Here is a 26,772-nt window from a genome sequence, read left to right as displayed (position 1 = left end):
CCCCCAGCCCCAATGAGCGCCCCAATCCCAGCCATCGCCACTAACATCACTACCGCAATCCTTAAGCCCACTAAAATTTGGGGGATAGCGAGCAAGAATCGCACCCTAAAAAACAACTCTTTTGGGTTACACCCTAGCCCAATAGCGGCCTTAACCACCTCTCCTCTCACCTCTTTTAAAGCGTTATAAGTGCTATGGACAATGGGTAATAAGCCGTATAAGACCAACACTAAAAGCGCGTTTTTTAACCCCACCCCAATCACAGGAATGAATAACGCGAATAACGCAAGCGATGGGATGGTGTAGAGGAAATTCACTATAGGGAGCAAGAACGCCCTAGCCTTTGAATTATAAAACACAAAAACCCCAATCAAAATCCCAAACACCAGCACGAGAAAACTAGAAAGCGCAACGATGATAAAATGTTGCACAATCAAATCTATAAAATAAATGAAGCGATCATGAAATTCTTTTACCAAATATTTTACCATGCTTATTTTTAACACCATAGCAACTAAATGCTGCGTAGCCACATCTATAGAATGGAGCAACCATTCATACAATTCTTTGATCAATTGTTTAAAAACGCCCATGATTAGCATTATAACCAAACTTATTTGAATAAATGGGGTTTTAAAATGCTAAAGGCATTCTTTAATGTCGGTTGCAGGTTAAAACTGAAAGATGCGTTTGCCTAAATTCGTGCTCACTTCTATCCATAAGGGTTGGTTTTCGCATAGAATTTCATAGGCTACGCTTTGATTCCTCACTAAAGAAACGCTTTTAGGCGTGGGGTAGAGGGAGCAAGAACGCCCTTGATTGATGTCAATTTTTAAGATAACCACGCTCTCCACGACAGCGCTCACCTTTAAATAATACGACTCCCTAGCCCCTTGCCATTCTAAATAGGGCGTTTCTTGGGGGACAATCTCTAAAGCCACTAAAGGGCTTTGAGCCAGTTTTAAACGCGTTTTTTGCTCCTGTTCTTTCAATTCTTGTTCCCTGTTGATCCCTTTATCAATCAAATCAAAAAGGTTTGAAGAAGCGTCCTTTTCTCTAGCAACAAGGCTCGCTAACAACAAAAAGATGGACAAAAAAATTGATTTCATGCGATTCATTCTTGCTGTTTGTGGGGATTGAATTCTTCATCTAAAATAGAATGAATCTTACTCAAATCGTTCGCATCGGTTGAGAAAAAGATTTCCACGCGATTGTTTTTCATTCTGTTTTCTAAGGAATCATTAGGCGCAATAGGGTTTGTAGATCCGTAAGAAGAAAAAGACAATTGGTTAGGATTTACGCCGTATTGTATAAGGACTTTCATCACCCTATAAGCGCGATTGGCGGCTAATTCATAATGGCTTTTAAAACGGGTTTTAGCTAAAGGTGTATCATCTGTAAAACCTCTCACATTGATATGCACCCTTTTAGGGAGTTTTTGAATGATTTTAGCGATCCGTTCAATATAAAGCATCATGTCTTGATTGATAGCATCTGAAGTAGCGTTTTCAAACAGCAAACTAGAGGGGAGCTTTAAAATAGAGCCTTGATCAATCTGCTCTAAAACACTGCCTTCGCCTTTGCGAGCGATAGTGGCTTTTGTTTCGGTATTTTGCGAAGCCGGTTTGGAGCTTTCGCTCGCCATTTGCTCTTCTTCTTTCCCTGAATCAGGCGGGATCACTACAACCGGCTGCATCGCTTCTGGCTTGGGAGCGTAATTAAAAATCTTAATAAATTCGGTTTTTAAGGCTTCCACTTTGGATTTATTGACCGCTGAAATGGCATAAAGAGCGATAAAAAGCGCGAGCAATAACGACAAAAAGTCCGCATAAGGAACCGCCCATTTTTCGCCGGCGGGGCATTCGGTAGGTTTGTTTTTCTTAGTCATCTTTAGCCCTCAAATTGGGATTTTTTAGGCTCACCGGGAGCGATGTAGTTTAAGAGTTTGTTTTCTAAATCCCTTGGGTTTTCCCCATTAGCGATGCCTAAAATCCCCTCTAAAAGAACGGTTTTTTCTTTAATAATGTCTTTAGACTTAGCCTTGAGCTTATGCCCAAAAGGGCCAAAAATCGCATAAGAACACATAATCCCTGTAACAGTAGCCGTAAAAGCCCCAGCGATCCCTGCTGCCATTTCAGCCGGGTTGTCCAGTTTTTGCAAGGCTAGCATAAGCCCCATAACCGCCCCCACTAACCCCATAGTAGGAGCGGTCTCACCGGCTGTTTCCCAATAATGAGCGGCGCCGTGGTAATACTCTTCCATTTCTTCAATGCTGATTTCTAAGCTTTCCTTAACGGATTTTAAATCCTTGCCATCTATGATCATAGACAAGCCATTACGGGTGAAATCGTCTTCAATTTGCGCCACTCGCCCCTCCAAACTCAACACCCCATCTTTTCTAGCCAGAGTGGCTAATTCCACTAAATTTTTAATGGTTTCGTTTAAATTGATTTTAGGGTTTAAAAAAACAATTTTTATCTCTTTGTAAGCGGCTTTCACGTAACGCGCATGCGTGCCTGTCATGGCGGCAAAAAGCGAAGTAGGCACGATGATGATGACTGAACTCAAATGGATAATGTGCAACGGGTTGCCATCTTCTAAAATATCGCCTAGCGAAATAGAAGCGACCGCCAATACCAAGCCTAGTATGGTTGATAAATCCAAAACTTACCCCTTAATCTAAATTTTATAATCTTGTAAATGCGTGATTTTATGCGTGCCACAAACCCTACATTCAGGGTTTTTGGGTGCTTGAATTTTTTTAAAATCCATCGTTTTAATATCGGCTATAAGTAAAGTATTTATAAGTAAAGTTTCAAACCCTAAAAAATACTTAAGGCATTCGCTCGCTTGGATACACCCTAAAACTCCGGGTAAGACCCCAAAAAGCCCTGAAATAGGATTCAATCCCTTTTTAGGGGGCTTATCAAAAACGCACGCTAAGCATGCGCTATGGGGTAAAACGCTCATGCTTTGCCCCCTATATTTTAAAACCCCGGCATGCGAATAGGGTTTTTGGGCTAACACGCAAGCGTCATTGATCAAAAATTTAGCGTTGAAATTGTCTGTAGCGTCTATGATAAAATCATAAGGCTCTATGAGAGAAAGAGCGTTATGAGCCTTAAAGCGTTCTTCAAAAGTTTCTATTTCAATACCAGCATTGAGTTGTTTTAAGCGCGCTTTTGCGCTAGAGGCTTTAGATTGGTTTAAAAAATCCTGTGAATGGATAATCTGGCGTTGCAAATTACTCATATCTAGCACATCAAAATCTACAATACCGATTTTTCCTATCCCAGCGGCGCACAAATACATCAAAACCGCTGATCCAAGACCTCCAGCCCCAATAACTAAAACGCTAGATTTTAAAAGCTTCAATTGGCCTTCTTCGCCCACATCTTCTAGCATGATATGGCGCAAATAACGCTCTTTTTCTAGCCGGCTTAACAATTAAGCCATCCTTGAAACCCAAATTTTAGAATGCTCTCTTTCGGCAAAAAAACTTGTTTTATCCCCATGCCCTGGATAAATTTCTATGTCTTTAGGGAAATCTAAATTTTGAAACCTTATCAAGGACTCTTTCATGTCTTTTTCATTAGAATAAGGGAAATCATAACGGCCAATGCTGCGATAAAAAATAAAATCCCCGCTAAAAATCACCCCTTCTATTTCTATGATAGAACAACCGGGCGTGTGTCCGGGAAAATGCCAATATTTAATGGTAGTGTTTTCTATCTCTAAAGTGGTGCAACCCTTATTGCAAGGCACGCTAAAAGTGGGGCTAAAAACCGGCATGCCTAAATGGAAAATATCATTTTCTAGCATGAACACATCGTCTTTGGGGGCGTAAATGGGGGTGTCTTTAAGGGTTTTTGACAATTGAACGCTATCCCATACATGATCATAATGCCCATGCGTGATTAAAATCGCTTTAGGGTTCTTGGCGTTTTTTAACACCCATTCGCTGCTAGAAAATCCGGGATCAATAATAAAATCCACCCCACTAGAAAGCTTCACAATATAAGCGTTTTCTTCCACCGCCCCGCACTCTCGCCTTAAAATTTCCAAACTCTAAACTCCCTTCAAACTAGCCTAAAAAGTCATTATTATTGAATATCATAGCGCAAAAATAAGGCGATTTTGACTAGAATAGCGCTTCTATTATTGTTGGTTGAGATGAGTTTGAATGAAAGGAAAATCGTGCGATCGTTTGGGAATTACATGCAAGAGTGGCTTTATGGAAAAAAAGGGTATTACAGAAAGGCGCTAATCGGTCCAAAAGGGGATTTTTACACTTCGGTGTCTTTGAGTAAGTTTTTTGGGGGCGCTATGGCGTTTTATATCATCAAGCTTTTAGAAAAAGAAAAATTATTTTTGCCTTTAAAAATTGTAGAAATTGGCTCTCATCATGGGCATTTTTTGAGCGATATAGCCAGTTTTTTAAACGCTTTGAGCGTGGGCGTAATGGAAAAATGCGAGTTTGTCAGCTGCGAACCTTTAAAGGAATTGCAAAAACTCCAACGAACTATTTTCAAACAAGCCACGCAATTGGATTTGACGATCTGCGATCTGAAAGATCTATATTTCAAGGGGCATGAAAGCGCGTTCGTTGTCTCTAATGAATTGTTTGACGCATTCGCTTGCGAGATCATTAAAGACGATCAAATGCTTTTTATCACCCATGATCATCAGGGCGTTTGGGGCAATATTGATGAACCCACTAAAGAACTTCTTAAAAATTTGAATTTAAAACAAGGGTGCGCGCCGTTATTTTTAGAGGCTTTTATTAAGGATTTGTTAGAGAAATTGAATGAGGCTTCTTCTTGGGTGTTTTTGAGCTTTGATTATGGCGATGAAACAGAGAGAAAAGACATGCATTTAAGGGCTTTTAAAAAACACCAAGCGCTGGATTTTAAGGATATTTTAAACCATTTAGCTTCTTTGTATCAGCAGAGCGATTTGACCTATGATGTCAATTTTTCTCTGGTGCACTTTTTGTTTGAAAAACACCATGCACAATTTTCATTCTTTAAAACGCAGGCTAACGCTTTGCTGGATATGGGGCTTATGGAATTGTTAGAAACATTTTCAAAGAGCGTGGGTTATGAAAGGTATTTAAAAGAAGCGGCTAAAATTAAGCCCCTAATTAGCCCTGGGGGTTTGGGGGAGCGTTTCAAAGCGTTAGAGTTCGTGAAAAAATAAAATATAAATTAAAAGCATTTTGACAATCTAATAATAATTAATAATAATAAAGAGTTTGCGTATTTTTAAAGGGGGAAAGGTAAGAGCATCAGGACATTTTAATGAAAAAGTTGATTAAAATGCTAAGTTATAGTAAAGAAGGAAGGAATATAATACGCCTTTTGCTCTTACCTTGGGTGGCATTATACCAAAAAAAAAAAAAAAGATGTTATTTGAGCTTTATTTTTAACATTCTGTTTTTCTTTTTTATAAAATGAAACAATTTTTAAGTTTATTTAATATTGGTGTTTAAAAGAAAGAATGGCTATAATTTGAAACAATTTAAGCCTAATTGATGGGATAAGGGGGTTTTTTTGAAAATTTTTCTTTCTTGCAAGTCTTTGTTGATTCAAAGGAGTTTGGAATTTTATTTGAGCGATTGCCTCTCTGCTATGGAAGTTTGCGATCTTGTTTTAAGCGATGATGAAACGCTAGAGATTAATAAGCCCCTATGCTTTATAGAAGAGTGCTTAAGAAAGCCTTTCACTAAACAGAGCGTGAAAGAAGATATAAGAAATTTTTATCGCGCTTTAAAGACGAGCGAAAAACCTTGCGAAGAAATCCAATTTTCTAAAGAGCAAAAGATTCAGCAATTATTAGAAGAATACACCCAAAAATTATGCCAAATCATCAGCCAGTAAAAAAATTTAAGATTATTGGGGGGGCTTGTAAGGGATTGGGCTTGAATTTGCCTAACGTTTCTAGCACGCGCCCCACCAAAGCGATCGTAAGAGAGTCGTTTTTTAACACCTTGCAAGCAGAAATTAATGGAGCGCACTTTATAGAAGTGTTTTCAGGCAGCGCTTCTATGGGTTTAGAGGCTTTGAGTAGGGGGGCTAAAAGCGCGGTGTTTTTTGAGCAAAACAAAAGCGCTTATAAGACGCTCTTAGAAAATATTTCCCTCTTTAAAAACCGCCTGAAAAAAGAAATGGAAATTCAAACTTTTTTAGATGACGCTTTCAAGCTTTTGCCCACACTAGGTTTAAAAAATGGCGTTTTGAATATTATTTATTTGGATCCTCCTTTTGAAACAAGCGGGTTTTTAGGGATTTATGAAAAATGTTTTCACGCTTTAGAAAGGTTATTAAAACGCTTTAATCCAAAAAATCTTTTGGTGGTTTTTGAGCATGAAAGCCTGCATGAAATGCCTAAAAGTCTTGTAACTTTAGCTATAATCAAACAGAAAAAATTTGGGAAAACCACTTTAACTTATTTTCAATAGGAATAGGCATGGCAGAAGAACAAGAAAATACCGCGCAACAACCCCAAAAAAAAAGCAAAGCCCTTTTATTTGTTATTATTGGAAGCGTGTTAGTGATGCTTTTATTGGTGGGGGTGATTATCATGTTGCTTATGGGGAATAAGGAAGAATCTAAAGAAAACGCTTCTAAAAACACCCAAGAAGTTCAAGCTAATCCTATGGCGAACAAAAATCAAGAGGCTAAAGAAGGTTCTAATATCCAGCAATATTTGGTGCTTGGGCCTTTGTATGCGATTGATGCGCCTTTTGCGGTGAATCTGGTCTCTCAAAATGGCAGACGCTACCTTAAGGCTTCTATTTCGTTAGAATTGAGTAATGAAAAGCTTTTGAATGAAGTCAAGGTTAAAGACACAGCGATTAAAGACACGATTATAGAGATTCTATCGTCTAAAAGCGTGGAAGAAGTGGTTACCAACAAAGGCAAAAACAAGCTTAAAGACGAGATTAAGAGCCATTTGAATTCGTTTTTGATCGATGGCTTTATTAAAAATGTCTTTTTCACTGATTTTATCATCCAATAATTTTAAATGATTGGCGTAGATATTGTCTCTATTGCTAGGATAGAAAAGTGCATGAAACGCTTTGAAATGAAGTTTTTAGAGCGTTTTTTATCGCCAAGTGAGATTGTTTTATGCAAGGATAAATCTAGCAGCATCGCCGGGTTTTTTGCACTCAAAGAAGCTTGTTCTAAAGCCCTTCAAGTGGGTATTGGTAAGGAATTGAGTTTTTTAGATATACGCATTTCTAAAAGCCCTAAAAACGCCCCCTTAATCACCCTTTCCAAAGAAAAAATGGATTATTTCAATATCCAAAGCTTGAGCGCGAGCATCAGCCATGACGCTGGTTTTGCGATAGCGGTTGTGATGGTTTCTTCGTAAAATGTATCAATAATGCACCCTAAAACCCCCATAACATTCTGTTTTTAAAAAACGCTTAGCAGCTGTTAAAAAACAAAAAAACTTTTTTCAAATCGTTTTGATAACGAATTGTAAATCAATAGAATCAAACTTCAAAATTTAAGTTAATTATAATAATTATTTTTATAATATGCATCGGTTTGAATTAAATGAGAAAGGTTATCATAATGAATAGTTATTTGAGGGTAAAAACCTCTTATTTTTTAGCGTTATACACTTTGGCTTTTTGGACTTTTAATTCTTTTATGAGCGCGAAAGATAAGCACCATTTTTTAAAAAAAGTGACAACCACCGAGCAAAAATTCAGTTCCAGTGCCCCGCTTTCATGGCAAAGCGAAGAGGTGCGTAATTCCACAAGCTCTCGCACGGTGATTTCCAACAAAGAACTCAAAAAAACGGGTAATTTGAATATTGAAAACGCTTTGCAAAATGTGCCAGGGATTCAAATCAGAGACGCTACAGGCACAGGCGTGTTGCCTAAAATTTCGGTACGCGGTTTTGGTGGGGGTGGTAACGGGCATAGCAACACTAACATGATTTTAGTCAATGGTATCCCTGTTTATGGCGCACCGTATTCTAATATTGAACTGGCGATTTTCCCTGTTACTTTCCAGTCAGTGGATAGGATTGATGTGATTAAGGGAGGCACGAGCGTGCAATACGGCCCCAACACTTTTGGAGGCGTGGTGAATGTCATCACTAAAGAAATCCCTAAAGAGTGGGAAAATCAAGCGGCTGAAAGGATCACTTTTTGGGGGCGATCCTCTAATGGGAATTTTGTAGATCCCAAAGAAAAAGGCAAGCCCTTAGCCCAAACTTTAGGAAACCAAATGCTGTTTAACACTTATGGGCGAACGGCTGGGATGTTTGGCAAGTATGTAGGAATTAGCATGCAGGGCAATTGGATTAACGGGCAAGGTTTCAGGCAAAATAGCCCTACAAAGGTGCAAAACTACTTGTTGGATGCGATTTATAAGATTAATGCGACCAATACTTTTAAAGCCTATTACCAGTATTATCAATACAACTCTTACCATCCAGGCACTTTGAGCGTGCAAGATTACGCCTATAACCGCTTTATTAATGAACGCCCTGACAATCAAGATGGAGGGCGGGCCAAGCGCTTTGGGATCGTGTATCAAAATTATTTTGGCGATCCGGATAGGAAAGTGGGGGGCGATTTTAAATTCACTTATTTCACGCATGACATGAGCAGGGATTTTGGCTTTTCTAACCAATACCAAAGCGTGTATATGAGCAGTCAAAACAAGATTTTACCCTTTAAGGGAAAGGGAGAAATCAGCGCGACTAACCCTAATTGCGGTTTGTATTCTTATAGCGACACGAATAGCCCTTGCTGGCAATTTTATGACAATATCCGCCGCTTCGTGGTGAATGCCTTTGAGCCCAAACTCAATCTAATCATCAATACCGGTAAAGTCAAACAAACTTTTAACATGGGAATGCGGTTTTTAACTGAAGATTTATACCGCCGATCCACCACCAGGAAAAACCCTAGCATGCCTAATAGCGGGAGCGGGTTTGATGCAGGAACTTCACTCAATAATTTCAACAATTATACCGCTGTGTATGTCAGCGATGAAATCAATTTCAATAACGGCATGCTAACGATCACGCCGGGCTTGAGATACACTTTTTTAAATTACGAAAAAAAAGACGCTCCCCCTTTTAAAGCAGGCCAAACAGGAAAAACCATTAAAGATCGTTACAACCAATGGAATCCGGCGCTAAATGTCGGCTATAAACCCATTAAAGATTGGTTGTTTTATTTCAACTACCAAAGAAGCTACATTCCGCCCCAATTCAGCAATATCGGTAATTTTGTAGGCGCAAGCACGGATTATTTTCAAATCTTTAATGTCATGGAAGGAGGCCAAAGATTTTATTTTAACAATCAAGTGAGTTTTAACGCGAATTATTTTGTGATTTTTGCGAATAATTATTTTACCGGTCGCTATGGGGATAATAAAGAGCCGGTCAATGCAAGATCGCAAGGCGTGGAGCTGGAATTGTATTACACGCCTATTAGGGGGCTTAATTTCCATGCGGCTTACACTTTTATAGACGCTAATATCACCAGCCACACAATGGTAACTAACCCTGCTAATCCTAAAGGGCCTAAAAAAGATATTTTTGGCAAAAAGCTCCCTTTTGTCAGCCCGCACCAATTCATTTTAGACGCGAGCTACACTTACGCTAAAACCACGATTGGGTTGAGTTCTTTCTTTTATAGCACGGCTTATAGCGATGTGTTAAACACCGTGCCTTTTACAGAATACGCGCCCACGATCAAAAACGGCACTATCGTTACCAAAACAGTGGGCATGACGCCATGGTATTGGGTGTGGAATTTGCAAATTTCTAGCACTTTGTGGGAACGCAAAAATCAAAGCGTTAATGCGAGCTTGCAAATCAATAACATTTTTAACATGAAATATTGGTTTAGCGGGATAGGCACTAGCCCTAACGGGAAAGAAGCTGCGCCTCCTAGAAGCATCACAGCGTATGTGAGTTATCATTTTTAAGGTTTAATCTTTAGGGCTGTAATTGCTTGAGCAGTTGGGTGTAAAAAACAACCCTTTGTTTTAAATGCTCCCTTAGAGCGCGGTAATTAGGGCAAAAGATTTGAACGCAATGCCAGAAATTTTTAGAATGGTTTTTGTGGATCGTGTGGGCGAGCTCATGGATGATGACATAATCAATCGCTTCTTTTTGAGCACAAACCAATAAAAGAGCAAAACTCAAGCGGTTATGATAAGAGCAACTCCCCAAAACTTTAGCGTTGTTTCTAATGCTAAAATGGGTGTATGAAGTTTGCATTTTTTGAGCGATCAAGGGGAGTTTTTGCTCCAAATAAGTTTTTAAGATTTTTTTAAGCTCTGTTAGGGTGTAATCGTTGGCGTTTTTCACCTCATCAAACACAAGGATTTTGTTTTGATAGGTTTCTAGGCGCGAGTGTAAAAGGGAGTATTTTTCTTGCATGGCTGAAAGGGTTTTTTTGAGCCAAGCTTCTTGTTCTTTTAAAAAAGCGCTCGCTCTAGCTTGAGAGCAAGAATTGGGCATTTTTAGAATCACTTCTAAAGAGGGCGTGATGTTCAAGCTCAGGGTTTTGATTTTTTCACTTTTTTGAATGGTAATAGGAATATCATCTAACATACTGCGTATTTTACTAAAATTTGCGCTAGAATGTGAGTCTGTTTAATATTGATTTTATTTGTATTAAGAATTAAGGCTAACATGCGTGTTTTTATTATTCATTTAAGCCCAAAAACCTGTCAAAATTTTTCTTTAAAAGAAACCCATATAACCCCCCTTTTAGAGAGCCTTAAACTTCAAGGGATCTCTTATGAAATTTTTGATGCGATCTATTCTAAAATCTCTCCCACTCAATTACACCCCTTGATTTTAGAGCATTTGCACCCTGCTTTTATGATTGAAGATTTATGGGCTTTTTGTAAAAATGAAAAACGCCCCCCTTGCGCGTTAAAAAATTTCTTTTACGCACTCAAGCATTGCGGGAAGAGGATGGGGTTTGGGGAGCTTGGGTGCTATGCGAGCCATTATTCCTTGTGGCAAAAATGCATAGAACTCAATGAAGCGATCTGTATTTTAGAAGATGATATTATTGTCAAAGAGCGTTTTAAAGAGAGCTTGGAGTTTTGTGATAAACACATCAACGAATTAGGCTATATCCGCTTGATGCATTTAGAAGAAAATGTGGCCAAACAAAAGACTTTTATTAAAGGGGTTTCTCAAATCTTAAATTTTAAAGATGGCATTGGCACTCAAGGGTATGTTTTAGCCCCAAAAGCCGCGCAAAAATTATTGAAATACAGCGCGAAAGAATGGGTGATGCCCATAGATTGCGTGATGGATAGGCATTATTGGCATGGGGTCAAAAACTATGTGTTAGAAGAATTTGCGATTGCTTGCGATGGAATGAACTCTCAAAACTCCAACACAGAAAAACAAAGGCCTAAAAAATTACCTTTAAGCATCAGGATTGGCCGTTTTTTGCATAAAAGCGCGGTTAAAATCTTGGATAAAGTTTTTAGGTATAGCCCAAAATTAATCAGAATTGGCAAACATTAGAATAAGTCTTTGAGCATTTCTTGCATGATAGGGGGAGTTTCATTCAATTTATTTAAAGGCTTTAGCGGTTTGTATCTAAATAAAGCAATAAAGTAATAATCGTTATTAAACATGCTATATTTCTTTTTTCTATAAAACTAAATATTATTGAATAAAACTAGGGAGTTAGAATGATCTTAAAACGAGTTACTGAAGCTTTAGAAGCGTATAAAAATGGCGAAATGCTTATTGTTATGGATGATGAAGACAGAGAAAATGAGGGGGATTTGGTTTTAGCTGGGATTTTTTCCACCCCTGAGAAAATCAATTTCATGGCCACGCATGCTAGGGGGTTGATTTGCGTGTCTTTGACTAAAGATTTAGCGAAAAAATTTGAATTACCTCCTATGGTTAGCGTGAATGATTCTAACCATGAGACCGCTTTCACGGTTTCCATTGACGCTAAAGAAGCCAAAACCGGGATTTCTGCTTTTGAAAGGCATTTAACGATTGAATTATTGTGTAAAGACACCACCAAACCGAGCGATTTTGTGCGCCCGGGGCATATTTTCCCTTTAATCGCCAAAGATGGAGGCGTGTTAGCGCGCACAGGCCATACTGAAGCGAGCGTGGATTTATGCAAATTAGCTGGATTAAAGCCCGTGAGCGTGATTTGTGAAATCATGAAAGAAGATGGCTCTATGGCGAGGAGAGGGGATAAATTTTTGAGCGATTTCGCCATTAAACACAACCTTAAAACCCTCTATGTTTCTGATTTGATCAGCTATCGTTTGGAAAATGAAAGTTTGCTGAAAATGTTTTGCCAAGAAGAAAGGGAATTTTTAAAACACCAAACGCAATGCTACACTTTTTTAGACCACCAGCAAAAAAACCATTACGCTTTTAAATTTAAGGGCGTAACAACCAATGATTTAGCCCCTTTAGTGCGTTTCCACCCTATCAAAGAGGATTTTGATTTTTTAACGACCGGTGCGTTTGAAGTGTTTTTTAAGGCTTTAGAATATTTAAAGCGCGAAGGGGGTTATTTGATTTTTATGAACACGCATTCTAAAGAAAACAATATCGTTAAAGATTTTGGGATCGGGGCGTTAGTGTTAAAAAATTTAGGGATAAAGGATTTCAGGCTTTTAAGCTCTTCTGAAGACAGGCAGTATAAGGCTTTGAGCGGGTTTGGGCTTAAGCTTGTAGAAACGATTAGCCTTTGAGGCTTGTTAAGTCTTATTGAATGTGTTGTAATGTTTTTAAGGTATAATAAACTCTTTTTAAGTCAAGCAATAAAGTTTGCAACCTGATGAGAGTAATAATAGAGTTTATGCTGATTTCATTAAAAACATTCCTAAAAATATTATTGAAAATAGTCCTAAAAACCTTCCAAAAGATTTGGATGGTTTGCGTTATTATTTGGGGGTTAGGCTGTAGTTTTTTAAACGCTAACAGCATTCAATTAGAAGAAACGCTCAGACGCCCTTCTAAAAATCTCTCGTGGCATTATTTTAAAAAGAAGTTTAAAAAGAGCAACACGATCCCTTATGCCCCAAATAGCCGTTGGAAATATTTAGGCACGAGTATAGGGATTTTAGGCGTGTCGTTGGTGATAGGGATTGTGGGGTTGTATCTCATGCCAGAGAGCGTAACGAATTGGGATAGAGAAAAGTTTGGGATCAAAAGTTGGTTTGAAAATGTCCGCATGGGGCCAAAACTGGACAACGATAGTTTTATTTTCAATGAAATTTTGCACCCTTATTTTGGGGCGATGTATTATATGCAACCGCGCATGGCTGGGTTTGGTTGGATGGCATCAGCGTTTTTTTCTTTTATCACTTCCACGCTTTTTTGGGAATATGGCTTGGAAGCGTTTGTGGAAGTGCCTAGCTGGCAGGATCTAGTGATCACGCCTTTATTAGGCTCCATTTTAGGGGAAGGGTTTTACCAGCTCACGCGCTATATCCAACGCAACCAAGGCAAGCTTTTTGGCTCTTTATTTTTAGGGCGTTTGGTTATCGCTCTTATGGATCCTATCGGTTTTGTGATCAGGGATTTAGGGCTTGGGGAAGCTTTAGGGATTTATAATAAACATGAAATCCGTTCTAGTTTAAGCCCCAATGGTTTGAATTTGACTTACAAATTTTAAGAGCTTAAAATTTAAGAAAATTATAAAGAGTTTTGATAGAATACCTTTTTTTTAAAAGATGCGTTTTAAAACTAATTTTAGGAGTATCCTTGAAACGATTAGAAGTCTCTAACCAAGCCAAATTACCCACTCAATTTGGGGAGTTTTATATCCAGTGTTTTAGAGAAAAAGGTTCTAATGGCTCTAAAGATCATTTAGTGGTTTTCACCCCTAATTTTTCTCAAAACCCCTTAGTGCGTTTGCATTCAGAATGCTTAACGGGTGATGCTCTAGGCTCTCAAAAATGCGATTGCGGGGGGGCGTTGCAAATGGCGTTAGAAAGGATTTCTAAAGAAGGGGGGCTAGTGATTTATTTGCGCCAAGAAGGGCGTGGGATAGGGCTGTTTAATAAAGTCAATGCTTACGCTTTGCAAGATAAGGGCTATGATACCATTCAAGCCAATGAAATGATAGGGTTTAAAGACGATGAAAGGGATTACAGTGTTGCGGGTGAAATTTTAGAATATTACGGCATTAAAAAAATGCGCTTACTCACAAACAACCCTAAAAAGATCGCCGCTTTAGAAAAATACGCTGAGGTAACAAGAGAGAGCTTGATCGTGTGCGCTAATGAGCACAATCAAGGGTATTTGGAAGTTAAAAAGCTCAAAATGGGGCATTTATTGTGAAAACTAAAAGTGCTTTTCAAAGAGGTTTTGAAAATATTTTAAAATCATGCTTTAAAAGGCGCAATATAGGGGTAAGATAATGATAGAAGTGCGATTCTTTGGACCCATAAAAGAAGAAAATTTTTTCATCAAAGCGAATGATTTGAAAGAATTAAGAGCGATTTTACAGGAAAAAGAGGGCCTAAAAGAGTGGTTGGGCGTTTGCGCGATAGCCCTTAATGATCGTTTAATAGACGATTTAAACACGCCTTTAAAAGATGGCGATGTGGTCAGTTTGTTGCCACCGGTTTGTGGGGGCTAGGTGTTAAAAATCATTCAAGGGGCGTTAGATACTGACAAGCTTTTAAAAGCCTATCAAGAGGAAGCTTGCGCGAAAAACTTTGGAGCGTTTTGTGTGTTTGTTGGGATTGTGAGAAAAGAGGAAAACATTCAAGGCTTGAGTTTTGATATTTATGAAGCGCTATTAAAGACTTGGTTTGAAAAATGGCACCATAAAGCCAAAAATTTGGGCGTGGTGTTAAAAATGGCGCACAGCTTGGGCGATGTTTTGATAGGACAAAGCTCATTTTTATGCGTTTTAATGGGAAAGAATAGAAAAAATGCCTTAGAACTATACCAAGATTTTATTGAAGATTTTAAGCATAACGCCCCTATTTGGAAATACGATTTAATCCATAATAAACGCATCTACGCTAAAGAAAGAAGCCACCTTTTAAAAGGGAGCGGGCTTTTAGCTTAAAAAGGAGTTCAAATGCAAACGATTCATATAGGCGTTTTGAGCACGAGCGATAGAGCGTCAAAAGGGATTTATGAAGATTTAAGCGGCAAAGCGATACAAGAAGTGTTGAGCGAATACCTGCTCAATCCTTTAGAATTCCATTATGAAATCGTCGCTGATGAAAGGGATTTGATTGAAAAATCGCTGATTAAAATGTGCGATGAATACCAATGCGATCTAGTCGTTACTACAGGAGGCACAGGCCCTGCTTTAAGAGACATAACCCCAGAAGCCACAGAAAAAGTGTGCCAAAAAATGCTTCCTGGTTTTGGAGAGCTTATGCGAATGACTAGTTTGAAATACGTGCCTACAGCGATCCTGTCGCGCCAGAGCGCTGGCATCAGGAATAAGAGTTTGATTGTCAATCTCCCTGGTAAGCCAAAAAGTATTAGAGAATGCTTAGAGGCGGTTTTTCCAGCGATTCCTTATTGCGTAGATTTGATTTTAGGGAATTATATGCAAGTGAATGAAAAAAATATTCAAGCGTTTCGCCCCAAACAATAAGGTAAAAAATGCCGCTCACTCATTTGAATGAAGAAAATCAGCCTAAAATGGTGGATATAGGGGATAAAGAAACCACTGAAAGAATCGCTCTAGCAAGCGGTCGTATCAGCATGAATAAAGAGGCTTATGACGCTATTATCAATCATGGCGTTAAAAAGGGTCCGGTGTTGCAGACTGCTATTATTGCTGGGATTATGGGGGCTAAAAAGACAAGCGAGCTCATTCCCATGTGCCATTCAATCATGCTCAATGGGGTGGATATTGATATTTTAGAAGAAAAAGAAACTTGTAGTTTTAAACTCTATGCGAGAGTCAAAACTCAAGCTAAAACGGGCGTAGAAATGGAAGCGTTAATGAGTGTGAGCGTAGGGCTTTTAACCATTTATGACATGGTGAAAGCCATTGACAAGAGCATGACAATTAGCGGTGTGATGTTGGAGCATAAAAGCGGAGGCAAAAGCGGGGATTATAACGCTAAAAAATAGAAAAAAACTAATAATCTAAAGATGTTAGGGTAAAATAACATTTTGACAACAAAAGCGTGTTGGTTGCTTTGTTGTTATAGAAGTCTAAAATATTACAATCAAGGATAGAACGATGAAAGCAAATAATCATTTTAAAGATTTTGCATGGAAAAAATGCCTTTTAGGTGCGAGCGTGGCGGCTTTATTAGTGGGATGCAGCCCGCATATTATTGAAACCAATGAAGTCGCTTTGAAATTGAATTACCATCCAGCTAGCGAGAAAGTTCAAGCGTTAGATGAAAAGATTTTACTTTTAAGGCCAGCTTTCCAATACAGCGATAATATCGCTAAAGAGTATGAAAACAAATTCAAGAATCAAACCGCAATCAAGGTTGAACAGATTTTGCAAAATCAGGGCTATAAGGTTATTAATGTGGATAGCAGCGATAAAGACGATTTGTCTTTTTCGCAAAAAAAAGAAGGGTATTTGGCCGTCGCTATGAATGGCGAAATTGTTTTACGCCCCGATCCTAAAAGAACCATACAGAAAAAATCAGAACCTGGGTTGTTATTCTCTACCGGTTTGGATAAAATGGAAGGGGTTTTAATCCCGGCTGGGTTTATTAAGGTTACCATACTAGAGCCTATGAGTGGGGAATCTTTGGATTCTTTTACGATGGATTTGAGCGAGTTGGACATTCAAGAAAAATTCTTAAAAACCACCCATTCAAGCCATAGCGGGGGGTTAGTTAGCACTATGGTTAAGGGAACGGATAATTCTAATGACGCGATCAAGAGCGCTTTGAACAAGATTTTTGCAAATATCATGCAAGAAATAGACAAAAAACTCACTCAAAAGAATTTAGAATCTTATCAAAAAGACGCCAAGGAATTAAAAGGCAAAAGAAACCGATAAAGACAAATAACGCATAAGAAAAGAACGCTTGAATAAACTGCTTAAAAAAGGGTTTTTAGCGTTCTTTTTGAGCGTGTATTTAAGGGCTGATGATCTGGTTACTTACACCATTATCAAAAAAGAAGATCTAGGATTCCAGCGGTTTTTAGCAAAGAAGTGTTTAAGGGGCAAGGCCCACCCTCCATGTTTTGCTGAGCCTAAAAAGCCTAAACGAAAGCTTTTTAACATAGACAAAAGCTCCCATTATTACGGCACAAGCGTGGTGCAAATGTCATGGCTACAGAGCAGGGAAAAATTTGAAAACCATTCAAAATACCGAGACATTCCTTTTGCTGAAGTCAGTTTGATTTATGGCTATAAACAATTTTTTCCTAAAAAAGAGCACTATGGTTTCCGTTTTTATATTTCTTTGGATTATGCTTATGGGTTTTTTCTTAAAAATAAAGGCGCATTAGGCGATAGTTTGAGGGAGAGTTCGCAGATCCCTAAAAGCTATAGAGAAAAATTGCAAAGAAAAGAGACTTTTATTAACGCTATTTTTTATGGCACGGGAGCTGACTTTTTATACAAACGCGCTTTCGGGACGCTGATTTTAGGGATGAATTTCGTGGGAGAAACCTGGTTTTATGAAACAAAGATTTTTAAAAAGTGGGCTAAAGATCCTTTGAGCGTTTATCACCCTTACATGTTTCAAGTGATGCTGAATGTGGGGTATCGTTACCGCTTTTCAAGGTATAAGAATTGGGCGATAGAATTTGGCGCGCGCATCCCCTTTTTAACCAATGATTATTTTAAAACCCCTTTATATACCCTTCATTTCAGGCGCAATATTTCTGTCTATCTCACTTCAACTTATGACTTTTAGTTTTTTAAATTTTTGAAAACTAGAATTAAAACCGCTTTTTATAAACCGGAATTAAAACAAATTAAGCTATAATGATACAAAAATTTAATTTTTTAGCCATTAAGGAAAAAAATGAATCTTGAAGTGAAAAAGATTGACACCGCTAACGCCCGTTTGAGCGCTAAACCTTCCATTGAAAATTTAGAAAAGCGTTACGATAAAATCGCTCAAAAAATCGCCCAAAAAGTTAAAATTGATGGCTTTAGAAGAGGTAAAGTCCCCCTTAGTTTAGTGAAAACCCGTTATCAAGCCCAAATTGAACAAGACGCTCAAGAAGAGATGATTCAAGAGGTTTTAAAAAACGCTTTTAAGGAATTAGGGATTGAAAATAAGGATCTCATCGGTAGCCCCAATCTCACTAAATTTGAAAAAAAAGACACGCATTTTGAAATAGAAGCGGATATTGGCTTAAAACCCACGATTGTTTTAGACAAGATCAAAGAGTGCGTGCCTAGCGTGGGAGTGGAAGTTCCAAATGAAGAAAAAATTAATGAGCGTTTGAAACAGCTCGCTAAAGATTACGCGAAATTTGTGGATACTGACGCTCAAAGAAAGGCTCAAAATGACGATAAATTAACGATTGATTTTGAAGGCTTTATAGATAATGCGCCTTTTGAAGGGGGCAAGGCTGAGAATTTCACTTTGATTTTAGGCAATAAGCAAATGCTAGAAGATTTTGAAAAGGCTCTTTTAGGCATGCAAGCGGGCGAAGAAAAGGAATTCCCTTTGACTTTCCCTAGCGGATACCATGCAGAGCATTTAGCCGACAAAGAAGCCCTTTTTAAAGTGAAATTGCACCAGATTCAAGCGCGTGAAGTGTTAGAAATCAATGACGAACTCGCTAAAATCGTGTTGGCTAATGAAGAGAATGCGACCTTAAAGCTTTTAAAAGAAAGGGTTGAAGGGCAGTTGTTTTTAGAAAATAAAGCCAGACTCTATAACGAAGAGCTGAAAGAAAAATTGATTGAAAATTTAGATGAAAAGATCGTTTTTGATTTGCCTAAAACGATCATAGAGCAAGAAATGGATTTGTTGTTCAGGAACGCTCTTTATTCCATGCAAGCTGAAGAAGTCAAATCCTTACAAGAAAGTCAAGAAAAAGCCAAAGAAAAGCGTGAGAGCTTTAGGAACGATGCGACAAAAAGCGTGAAAATCACTTTTATCATTGACGCTTTAGCGAAGGAAGAAAAAATTGGCGTGCATGACAATGAAGTTTTTCAAACCTTGTATTATGAAGCGATGATGACAGGGCAAAACCCAGAAAATCTCATTGAGCAATACCGCAAAAATAACATGTTAGCGGCGGTGAAAATGGCGATGATTGAAGATAGGGTGTTAGCTTATTTGTTGGATAAAAATTTGCCTAAAGAGCAGCAAGAAATTTTAGAGAAAATGAGGCCTAACGCTCAAAAAACTCAGGTGGGTTAAACAGCTAAAAAGGAGAGATGATGGGATACATTCCTTATGTAATAGAGAATACCGATCGTGGGGAGCGTAGCTATGATATTTACTCACGCCTTTTAAAGGATCGCATTGTTTTATTGAGCGGTGAAATTAATGACAGCGTGGCGTCTTCTATCGTGGCCCAACTCTTGTTTTTGGAAGCTGAAGACCCTGAAAAAGACATTGGCTTGTATATCAATTCTCCCGGTGGGGTGATAACAAGCGGTCTTAGCATTTATGACACCATGAATTTTATCCGCCCTGATGTCTCCACGATTTGTATCGGTCAAGCGGCTTCTATGGGGGCGTTTTTACTGAGCTGTGGGGCTAAGGGCAAGCGCTTTTCATTGCCCCATTCAAGGATTATGATCCACCAGCCTTTAGGGGGGGCTCAAGGGCAAGCGAGCGATATTGAAATCATTTCTAATGAGATTCTTAGGCTTAAAGGCTTGATGAATTCTATTTTGGCTCAAAACTCAGGGCAGAGTTTGGAGCAAATCGCTAAAGACACGGACAGGGATTTTTATATGAGCGCTAAAGAAGCTAAAGAGTATGGCCTGATTGATAAAGTGTTACAGAAAAATGTGAAGTGATTGCATGGCGTTATTAGAGATTATCCATTACCCTTCTAAAATTTTAAGAACGATTTCTAAAGAGGTCGTTTTTTTTGATGCAAAACTCCACAAACAGCTAGATGACATGCATGAGACTATGATCGCTAGTGAGGGGATAGGGTTAGCCGCTATTCAAGTGGGCTTGCCTTTAAGAATGCTCATTATCAATCTCCCACGAGAAGACGGCGTGCAACACAAAGAAGACTGCTTAGAAATCATTAACCCTAAGTTTATAGAAACTGGGGGATCAATGATGTATAGAGAGGGGTGCTTGTCTGTGCCGGGATTTTATGAAGAAGTGGAGCGTTTTGAAAAGGTTAAGATAGAGTATCAAAACCGCTTCGCTGAAGTGAAAGTTTTAGAAGCGAGCGAGCTGTTAGCGGTAGCCATTCAGCATGAGATCGATCACCTCAATGGCGTGTTATTCGTGGATAAATTATCCATTTTGAAGCGTAAGAAATTTGAAAAAGAATTAAAAGAATTAAGTAAAAATCCCAAAAACAAGTCTTAATCATGATTAACACGATATTTTGCGCGACCATGCAAAGGGGAGTGGCAGAAATCGTGGCCGTGGAAGCGACTTTCACAAGGGCTTTGCCGGCGTTTGTGATTTCAGGCTTGGCTAATAGTTCTATCCAAGAAGCCAAACAGCGGGTTCAATCGGCTTTACAAAATAACGATTTCATTTTCCCGCCTTTAAAAATCACCATCAACCTTTCCCCTTCAGATTTGCCTAAATCCGGGAGCCATTTTGATTTGCCTATCGCTCTTTTAATCGCTTTGCAAAAACAAGAGTTGGCTTTTAAAGAGTGGTTTGCTTTTGGGGAGTTAGGGCTTGATGGCAAGATCAAACCCAATCCTAACATTTTCCCCATGCTTTTAGACATTGCCATTAAGCGCCCCCATGCTAAGATCATTGCACCTAAGGCTAACGAAGAGCTTTTTTCGCTTATCCCTAATTTGCAATGCTTTTTTGTAGATCATTTTAAAGAAGCTTTAGAAATCTTGCAAAACCCTGAAATTAAAGCAGACACCCACACGAAAAAACTACCCTTTAAAACGATAGAACTGAACGATAAAGAGTATTATTTTTCAGACGCCTATGCCTTAGATTTTAAAGAAGTTAAGGGGCAAGCTGTCGCTAAAGAAGCCGCTTTGATCGCTAGCGCTGGGTTTCATAACTTGATTTTAGAGGGAAGTCCAGGGTGTGGGAAAAGCATGATTATTAATCGCATGCGTTATATTTTACCTCCCTTAAGCCTGAATGAAATCCTAGAAGCGACAAAATTACGCATTTTAAGCGAGCAAGACAGCGCCTATTACCCTTTAAGGAGTTTTAGAAACCCTCACCAAAGCGCTTCAAAATCCAGCATTTTAGGCTCAAGCTCTCTAAAAGAGCCAAAACCCGGCGAAATCGCGCTAGCGCATAACGGCATGCTTTTTTTTGATGAATTGCCTCATTTTAAAAAGGAAATTTTGGAAGCTTTAAGAGAGCCTTTAGAAAACAATAAATTGGTGATCTCACGAGTGCATAGCAAAATTGAATACGAAACCTCTTTTTTATTTGTGGGGGCTCAAAACCCTTGCTTGTGTGGGAATTTACTCAGTGCGACCAAAGCATGCCGTTGCCAAGACAGAGAAATCACGCAGTATAAAAACCGCTTGAGCGAGCCTTTTTTAGACAGGATTGATTTGTTTGTGCAAATGGAAGAGGGGAATTATAAAGACACGCCGTCGCATTCTTGGACTTCAAAAGAGATGCATGAATTAGTATTATTAGCTTTCAAACAGCAAAAGTTAAGGAAACAGAGCGCTTTTAATGGTAAGCTTAATGAAGAGCAGATCGAACGATTTTGCCCTTTAAATTTTGAAGCGCAAAAGTTGTTAGAGCAGGCGATTGAAAGGTTTAATCTGTCCATGCGCTCTGTGAATAAGGTCAAAAAGGTCGCCAGGACGATTGCGGATTTAAACGCTTGCGAGAATATAGAAAAATCTCACATGCTTAAAGCGTTGAGTTTTAGAAAGATTTCTTAAAAGGATTTTTATAAGGGAGAGAAAATGCAAGAATACCACATTCACAATTTGGATTGCCCTGATTGCGCGTCTAAATTAGAAAGGGATTTAAACAAACTGGACTATGTAAAAAAGGCTCAAATCAATTTCAGCACCAGTAAGTTGTTTTTGGATACGAGCGATTTTGAAAAAGTTAAGGCTTTCATCAAGCAAAACGAACCGCATTTGAGCCTGTCTTTTAAAGAGGCCGCAGAAAAGCCCTTGAGTTTTACGCCACTCATTGTTACGATCGCTGTCTTTTTAGGCGCGATTTTAATCTTACACCTAAACCCTAGCCCTTTGATTGAAAAAGCGGTGTTTGTGGTGCTCGCTTTAGTGTATCTAGTGAGCGGTAAAGATGTGATTTTAGGGGCGTTTCGTGGGCTTAGGAAAGGGCAATTTTTTGATGAAAACGCTTTGATGCTCATTGCGACTATTGCGGCTTTTTGCGTGGGGGCTTATGAAGAGAGCGTGTCTATTATGGTGTTTTATTCAGCGGGCGAATTTTTGCAAAAACTCGCTATCGCTCGCTCTAAAAAATCCCTTAAGGCTTTAGTGGATGTCGCTCCTAATCTGGCTTATTTGAAAAAGGGCGATGCATTAGTGAGCGTTGCGCCTGAAGATTTAAGAATTAATGACATCGTGGTGGTGAAAGTCGGCGAAAAAGTGCCTGTGGATGGCGTGGTGATTAAGGGCGAAAGTTTGCTAGATGAAAGGGCTTTGAGCGGGGAGTCTATGCCTGTTAATGTCAGCGAACGCTCTAAAGTTTTAGGGGGGAGCTTGAATTTAAAAGCGGTCCTTGAAATTCAAGTAGAAAAAAGGTATAAAGATTCTTCTATCGCTAAAGTGGTGGATTTAGTCCAACAAGCCACGAATGAAAAGAGCGAAACCGAGAAATTCATCACTAAATTTTCACGCTACTACACCCCAAGCGTTTTATGCATTGCTTTAATGATCGCTGTATTACCGCCCTTGTTTTCTATGGGGAGCTTTGATGAGTGGATTTATAGGGGGCTTGTGGCTTTAATGGTGAGCTGTCCTTGCGCGTTAGTGATTTCTGTGCCTTTAGGGTATTTTGGGGGCGTGGGAGCGGCGAGCCGAAAAGGCATTTTAATGAAAGGCGTGCATGTTTTAGAGGTGCTTACCCAAGCTAAAAGCATCGCCTTTGATAAAACCGGCACTTTGACTAAAGGCGTTTTTAAAGTAACAGATATTGTGCCGCAAAACGGGCATTCTAAAGAAGAAGTTTTGCATTACGCTTCTTGTTCGCAGCTCTTATCCACGCACCCGATCGCTTTATCCATTCAAAAAGCATGCGAAGAAATGTTAAAGGACGATAAGCACCAGCATGACATTAAAAATTATGAAGAAGTGAGCGGGATGGGGGTTAAAGCACAATGCCATACGGATTTGATCATCGCAGGGAATGAAAAAATGCTCGATCAATTCAATATCGCGCACAGCCCTTCCAAAGAAAACGGCACGATCGTACATGTGGCTTTTAACCAAACTTATATAGGCTATATCGTCATTAGCGATGAGATTAAAGATGACGCCATAGAGTGCTTAAGGGATTTAAAAGCGCAAGGGATAGAAAATTTTTGCATTTTGAGCGGGGACAGAAAAAGCGCGACTGAGAGCATCGCTCAAACTCTAGGCTGTGAATATTATGCGAGCTTGTTGCCTGAAGAAAAAACGAGCGTGTTTAAAACTTTTAAAGAACGCTATAAAGCCCCGGCGATTTTTGTAGGCGATGGCATCAATGACGCTCCGACTCTAGCGAGCGCTGACGTGGGGATTGGCATGGGGAAAGGCTCAGAATTGAGCAAGCAAAGCGCAGACATTGTGATCACCAATGACTCCTTAAATTCGTTAGTGAAAGTTTTAGCGATCGCTAAAAAAACTAAAAGCATTATTTGGCAAAATATCTTGTTTGCTTTGGGGATTAAGGCGGTTTTTATCGTGCTAGGGCTTATGGGGGTAGCGAGCTTGTGGGAGGCGGTCTTTGGCGATGTGGGGGTTACGCTTTTAGCCTTAGCCAATTCCATGCGCGCGATGAGGGCTTAAAGCTTGAATCCATCATCAAAGACAAATGGCTCAACAGCTTGAAAAACGCCCTAGAAAACAAGATCCAAAAACGCATCAACGCTTTTATTAGCACTCTTAATGAAATCATTTCAAGCTACTCTAACAGCTTGTTAGAACTGGACAAAGAAGTCAAAGAGAGCGAATCAAAAGTTTTAGAGCATTTGAAAGATTTGGGGATTGTCGTTTGATATTAAAAAGTTTGGAGTGCCTTTTGACTAGCGTATCCTCGCTATGAGACCCCCAAACTGAAAGCGATTATAGCACAGGAAATTTAATGGAACTTGAAAATGAAGTTTTTAATCGTATTTTAAAGCATCTAGCCCTAAAAAACCCCCTCGCTTTCAAAAATAAGGGTTTGGATCAATTAAAAAAATCTATCAGCGTGTTACACTATGACTACCTCATAGGCGCTAGTAAGGAATTGGGTATCGTGTTACAAAAATACCCCAATAAAGAAAATGAAATCAATAACCTTTTTGATTTTTTAATGCATTTTTACAACAAACGGATTAAAACGCACCACATGCTTTTTTTATGGATACATTTTTTTGAAACGGCTTTGCGCTCTAAAATGGCGGTTATTTTGGCTCAAAAACGTAGCAGCAAGGATGTTGACGATTGGTTTTTATCTAAAAAGCTTAACCATAAGATTGAACGCTTAAAAAACACCCACCATTTAGAGAGTTTAAAAGGATACAATGGCTTTCAAATCTTAAACTTATTCACTCTTGGCGCTTTAGAAACCATTATTAAAATGTATTGGAGCGATTTTAAACCCTTATTCGCAGATCATAAAACACACAACGAACATGTCTTGCCAGCCTATGGCACTTGGGATCATTTTTTAAAGGCTTTCAGCTTGATACGAAAGGCTAGGAATGACTTATTCCACAACAATCCTTCTAAAATCAAAACAAGTTCGCTAGTTAAAAACATTGAAATCTTGCTATTAAGGCTGGATTTTAATCCTAAAAACGCTTTTGATAACACCCTAAAATTAGAGCGTGTTGTCTTTTTTAAGATTATTCAGGAGAACGCATGGACGCATTAACAACGCTCTCAAATTGGCAAAGAGTAAGGCTTGGGGATATTGCTACTTTTTTAAAAGGCAAAGGGCTATCAAAAAGTCAAGTAAGCCCTAACGCAAAACATGAGTGTATTCTCTATGGCGAACTTTTTACGCATTATGATAGAGTGGTTACAAACATTAAAAGTTTTACAAATATTTATGATAACCCCATGCTTTCTTTAAATAATGATGTTTTAATGTCTGGCTCTGCTGAAACCCCAAATATTCTAGCTACCGCTAGTTGTATTCTTAAAAAAGGCGTTATTTTAGGGGGCGATATTTTAATTATAAGATCTGGTAGCAATCTTTTAAATGGGTGCTTTTTAGCTTATTGTATTGTTTATGATAAAAATCAAGTTTTATCTAAAGTAGTGGGTAGCACGGTGTATCATCTCTATGCCAAAGACTTAAAAGATTTTGAAATCCTTTTACCCCATCTAAACGAACAAATCGCTATCGCTAACATTTTAAGCGATTTGGATTGTTATCTTTATTCTTTAGACGCCCTCATTCTTTTGATAATCTAACACGGAATAATTAAGATTGAAGTCATTAAAAATATAAGCATATTTTAAAATTTGAGATCCCAGTCGGTCATTAAAAGCTCTCAATGAAAAGAATATCTTTTTAATATAAGGTCCACCGGGAGCGGGCAAAACAACCGTGATTAAAGAAATCGTGTTTCAAATTCTCAACGCTAGCCATTTTGCCAAAGTATGCATCATTTCTCAGCAAAATATAGCCGTGGACAATGTGTTGAACGGCTTGCAACAGCAGGGTATTAAATCAATAGTGCGCATTGGTAAAGAAGATAAGGTGCAATATGAAAACATTAAACCCTATGTTTTGGAAAACTGGTGGTCATCTTATAAAGAAAAGATAGAAAAAAAGATAAAACAGAATTCAATAAATGCAACCAAAAATGCTAAGTTGCACCACTATATGAACAAATGGCATGAGTGTATAAAAGACAAGGATTTTAGAGATATTGATAATGACATCAAACAACTTTTAATAAGTCAGCATCAAGTTTTAGGGGCTACTTGTGTTGGTCTTGCTGTTAAGCATCTTGGGATTGAATTGATGGAATTTGATGTTACCATCATAGATGAGACAGGCAGGGCCACAGCACCAGAAATCTTGATTCCTACACTTCGCACTAAAAAACTGATCTTAATAGGCGATCACAACCAGCTCCCACCTAGCATTGATAGGTACCTCCTAGAACAATTAGAGAGCGATGATATTCAAAACTTGGATGCCATTGATCGCCAATTATTGGAAGAGAGTTTTTTTGAAAATCTCTATAAGCATATTCCAGAGAGTAATAAGGCCATGCTTAATGAGTAATTTAGAATGCCTGCTTCTATTGGATCGCTAGTTAGTCAGCTTTTTTATAAAGAGAAACTTAAGAATGGAGTGATCAAAAATACCTCGCAATTTTACGATCCTAAGAATATTATCCGTTGGATTAATGTTGAAGGGGAGCATAAACTAGAAAAAACAAGTAGCTATAACAAAAATCAAGTTCAAAAAATCATAGAGCTTTTAGAGCAAATCAATCGCGCTCTTAACCAAAGAAAAATCAGAAAAACCATAGGAATTATCACAC

Annotated in this window: 31 protein-coding genes and 2 pseudogenes; 26 read left to right on the top strand and 7 right to left on the bottom strand. The window is 38.6% G+C overall.

The features are described 5' to 3' along the window. From egtU to CXY28_RS07355, 6 genes and pseudogenes are all read right to left on the bottom strand, one after another. Positions 1-602 (bottom strand): annotated as a pseudogene (gene egtU / locus CXY28_RS07380) (ergothioneine transport permease/ergothioneine binding protein EgtU); the annotation flags it as partial. 69 nt (positions 603-671) lie between these two features. Then, on the bottom strand, positions 672-1,109 hold the full coding sequence (locus CXY28_RS07375) for a hypothetical protein (protein ID WP_050825581.1): 438 nt from the start codon (positions 1,107-1,109) through the stop codon (positions 672-674). A 5-nt stretch (positions 1,110-1,114) separates the two neighbouring features. Beyond that, positions 1,115-1,888, bottom strand: a complete 774-nt coding sequence (gene motB / locus CXY28_RS07370) for a flagellar motor protein MotB (protein WP_100980273.1) — start codon at positions 1,886-1,888, stop codon at positions 1,115-1,117. A 2-nt stretch (positions 1,889-1,890) separates the two neighbouring features. Then, the gene (motA, locus tag CXY28_RS07365; protein ID WP_000366185.1) at positions 1,891-2,664 is read right to left on the bottom strand and encodes a flagellar motor stator protein MotA; all 774 of its coding nucleotides are present in this window, start codon (positions 2,662-2,664) and stop codon (positions 1,891-1,893) included. A gap of 15 nt (positions 2,665-2,679) precedes the next feature. Then, on the bottom strand, positions 2,680-3,447 hold the full coding sequence (locus CXY28_RS07360) for a HesA/MoeB/ThiF family protein (RefSeq protein ID WP_100980271.1): 768 nt from the start codon (positions 3,445-3,447) through the stop codon (positions 2,680-2,682). After that, entirely contained in the window at positions 3,448-4,065 is a 618-nt protein-coding gene (locus tag CXY28_RS07355; RefSeq protein ID WP_100980269.1) for an MBL fold metallo-hydrolase, read from the bottom strand. Positions 4,066-4,173: 108 nt separating this feature from the next. Here CXY28_RS07355 and CXY28_RS07350 point away from each other — a divergent pair, with 108 nt between their 5' ends. The 6 genes from CXY28_RS07350 (at position 4,174) to CXY28_RS07325 (ending at position 9,962) form a co-directional block, all read left to right on the top strand. After that, positions 4,174-5,199, top strand: coding sequence for a class I SAM-dependent methyltransferase (locus tag CXY28_RS07350; RefSeq protein WP_198542638.1), 1,026 nt, complete (start codon positions 4,174-4,176; stop codon positions 5,197-5,199). Between the two features lie 353 nt (positions 5,200-5,552). Then, complete coding sequence (locus CXY28_RS07345; RefSeq protein ID WP_100980267.1) at positions 5,553-5,879, top strand: dihydroneopterin aldolase; 327 nt, start codon at positions 5,553-5,555, stop codon at positions 5,877-5,879. After that, a complete protein-coding gene (gene rsmD / locus CXY28_RS07340) occupies positions 5,858-6,460 on the top strand; it encodes a 16S rRNA (guanine(966)-N(2))-methyltransferase RsmD (RefSeq protein WP_100980265.1) in 603 nt (200 codons plus the stop codon). Before CXY28_RS07345 ends, rsmD begins: the two co-directional genes overlap by 22 nt. An 8-nt stretch (positions 6,461-6,468) precedes the next feature. Next, positions 6,469-7,020: a flagellar basal body-associated protein FliL gene (gene fliL, locus CXY28_RS07335; protein WP_000797032.1), complete on the top strand. Its 552-nt coding sequence runs from the start codon at positions 6,469-6,471 to the stop codon at positions 7,018-7,020. A 6-nt stretch (positions 7,021-7,026) separates the two neighbouring features. Continuing rightward, complete coding sequence (acpS, locus tag CXY28_RS07330) at positions 7,027-7,377, top strand: holo-ACP synthase (protein ID WP_100980263.1); 351 nt, start codon at positions 7,027-7,029, stop codon at positions 7,375-7,377. Between the two features lie 206 nt (positions 7,378-7,583). Then, entirely contained in the window at positions 7,584-9,962 is a 2,379-nt protein-coding gene (locus tag CXY28_RS07325) for a TonB-dependent receptor family protein (protein WP_100980261.1), read from the top strand. A gap of 10 nt (positions 9,963-9,972) precedes the next feature. Here CXY28_RS07325 and CXY28_RS07320 read toward each other — a convergent pair whose 3' ends face one another. Further along, a complete protein-coding gene (locus CXY28_RS07320; protein WP_100980259.1) occupies positions 9,973-10,593 on the bottom strand; it encodes a M48 family metallopeptidase in 621 nt (206 codons plus the stop codon). A gap of 81 nt (positions 10,594-10,674) precedes the next feature. On the opposite strand from CXY28_RS07320, the gene CXY28_RS07315 reads away from it, so the two are divergent. The 20 genes and pseudogenes from CXY28_RS07315 to CXY28_RS07220 form a co-directional block, all read left to right on the top strand. Further along, positions 10,675-11,529: a glycosyltransferase family 25 protein gene (locus CXY28_RS07315; RefSeq protein ID WP_100980257.1), complete on the top strand. Its 855-nt coding sequence runs from the start codon at positions 10,675-10,677 to the stop codon at positions 11,527-11,529. A 170-nt stretch (positions 11,530-11,699) separates the two neighbouring features. Then, positions 11,700-12,734, top strand: coding sequence for a bifunctional 3,4-dihydroxy-2-butanone 4-phosphate synthase/GTP cyclohydrolase II (locus CXY28_RS07310; RefSeq protein WP_100980255.1), 1,035 nt, complete (start codon positions 11,700-11,702; stop codon positions 12,732-12,734). Positions 12,735-12,913: 179 nt separating this feature from the next. Continuing rightward, on the top strand, positions 12,914-13,660 hold the full coding sequence (locus CXY28_RS07305) for a DUF3943 domain-containing protein (RefSeq protein WP_232779998.1): 747 nt from the start codon (positions 12,914-12,916) through the stop codon (positions 13,658-13,660). A gap of 89 nt (positions 13,661-13,749) precedes the next feature. Next, positions 13,750-14,328 carry a GTP cyclohydrolase II gene (gene ribA / locus CXY28_RS07300; RefSeq protein ID WP_040157918.1) on the top strand — a complete coding sequence of 193 codons (579 nt, stop codon included), beginning with the start codon at positions 13,750-13,752 and terminating at the stop codon, positions 14,326-14,328. Between the two features lie 79 nt (positions 14,329-14,407). After that, a complete protein-coding gene (locus CXY28_RS07295) occupies positions 14,408-14,629 on the top strand; it encodes a MoaD/ThiS family protein (protein WP_198542637.1) in 222 nt (73 codons plus the stop codon). Continuing rightward, positions 14,630-15,067 (top strand): molybdopterin synthase catalytic subunit, encoded by a 438-nt coding sequence (locus tag CXY28_RS07290; RefSeq protein WP_100980249.1) that lies wholly within the window; start codon positions 14,630-14,632, stop codon positions 15,065-15,067. Between the two features lie 12 nt (positions 15,068-15,079). Next, positions 15,080-15,610: a molybdopterin adenylyltransferase gene (gene mog / locus CXY28_RS07285; protein ID WP_100980247.1), complete on the top strand. Its 531-nt coding sequence runs from the start codon at positions 15,080-15,082 to the stop codon at positions 15,608-15,610. A gap of 8 nt (positions 15,611-15,618) precedes the next feature. Beyond that, positions 15,619-16,095 (top strand): cyclic pyranopterin monophosphate synthase MoaC, encoded by a 477-nt coding sequence (gene moaC / locus CXY28_RS07280; protein WP_001131546.1) that lies wholly within the window; start codon positions 15,619-15,621, stop codon positions 16,093-16,095. Between the two features lie 112 nt (positions 16,096-16,207). Beyond that, entirely contained in the window at positions 16,208-16,990 is a 783-nt protein-coding gene (gene hpaA / locus CXY28_RS07275) for a flagellar sheath lipoprotein HpaA (RefSeq protein WP_100980245.1), read from the top strand. A gap of 28 nt (positions 16,991-17,018) precedes the next feature. Then, positions 17,019-17,855, top strand: a complete 837-nt coding sequence (locus CXY28_RS07270) for an outer membrane protein (RefSeq protein ID WP_100980243.1) — start codon at positions 17,019-17,021, stop codon at positions 17,853-17,855. Positions 17,856-17,966: 111 nt separating this feature from the next. Then, complete coding sequence (gene tig / locus CXY28_RS07265) at positions 17,967-19,322, top strand: trigger factor (protein ID WP_100980241.1); 1,356 nt, start codon at positions 17,967-17,969, stop codon at positions 19,320-19,322. 20 nt (positions 19,323-19,342) lie between these two features. Further along, the gene (gene clpP / locus CXY28_RS07260; RefSeq protein WP_000540573.1) at positions 19,343-19,930 is read left to right on the top strand and encodes an ATP-dependent Clp endopeptidase proteolytic subunit ClpP; all 588 of its coding nucleotides are present in this window, start codon (positions 19,343-19,345) and stop codon (positions 19,928-19,930) included. A 4-nt stretch (positions 19,931-19,934) separates the two neighbouring features. Beyond that, complete coding sequence (gene def, locus CXY28_RS07255) at positions 19,935-20,462, top strand: peptide deformylase (protein WP_100980239.1); 528 nt, start codon at positions 19,935-19,937, stop codon at positions 20,460-20,462. A gap of 2 nt (positions 20,463-20,464) precedes the next feature. Further along, positions 20,465-21,985 carry a YifB family Mg chelatase-like AAA ATPase gene (locus CXY28_RS07250; RefSeq protein ID WP_100980237.1) on the top strand — a complete coding sequence of 507 codons (1,521 nt, stop codon included), beginning with the start codon at positions 20,465-20,467 and terminating at the stop codon, positions 21,983-21,985. Between the two features lie 24 nt (positions 21,986-22,009). Then, entirely contained in the window at positions 22,010-24,070 is a 2,061-nt protein-coding gene (locus CXY28_RS07245) for a heavy metal translocating P-type ATPase (protein ID WP_100980235.1), read from the top strand. Positions 24,071-24,081: 11 nt separating this feature from the next. Continuing rightward, a pseudogene (locus tag CXY28_RS07240) lies at positions 24,082-24,279 on the top strand (restriction endonuclease subunit M); the annotation flags it as partial. A gap of 86 nt (positions 24,280-24,365) precedes the next feature. Next, entirely contained in the window at positions 24,366-25,142 is a 777-nt protein-coding gene (locus tag CXY28_RS07235; protein ID WP_100980233.1) for a CAAX protease, read from the top strand. Further along, positions 25,130-25,687, top strand: coding sequence for a restriction endonuclease subunit S (locus CXY28_RS07230; protein WP_100980231.1), 558 nt, complete (start codon positions 25,130-25,132; stop codon positions 25,685-25,687). The genes CXY28_RS07235 and CXY28_RS07230 overlap by 13 nt, the downstream gene beginning before the upstream one ends. 136 nt (positions 25,688-25,823) lie before the next feature. After that, complete coding sequence (locus CXY28_RS08830) at positions 25,824-26,510, top strand: AAA domain-containing protein (protein ID WP_100977422.1); 687 nt, start codon at positions 25,824-25,826, stop codon at positions 26,508-26,510. A gap of 6 nt (positions 26,511-26,516) precedes the next feature. After that, positions 26,517-26,772: AAA domain-containing protein (locus CXY28_RS07220; RefSeq protein WP_232779997.1), on the top strand; the 256-nt coding region annotated here is incomplete at its 3' end.

Source organism: Helicobacter pylori (assembly GCF_002832345.1).
Taxonomy (GTDB): domain Bacteria; phylum Campylobacterota; class Campylobacteria; order Campylobacterales; family Helicobacteraceae; genus Helicobacter; species Helicobacter pylori_CP.
The sequence above is the reverse complement of the archived record's forward strand: the minus strand, read 5'-3'. Positions and strand labels throughout refer to the sequence as shown.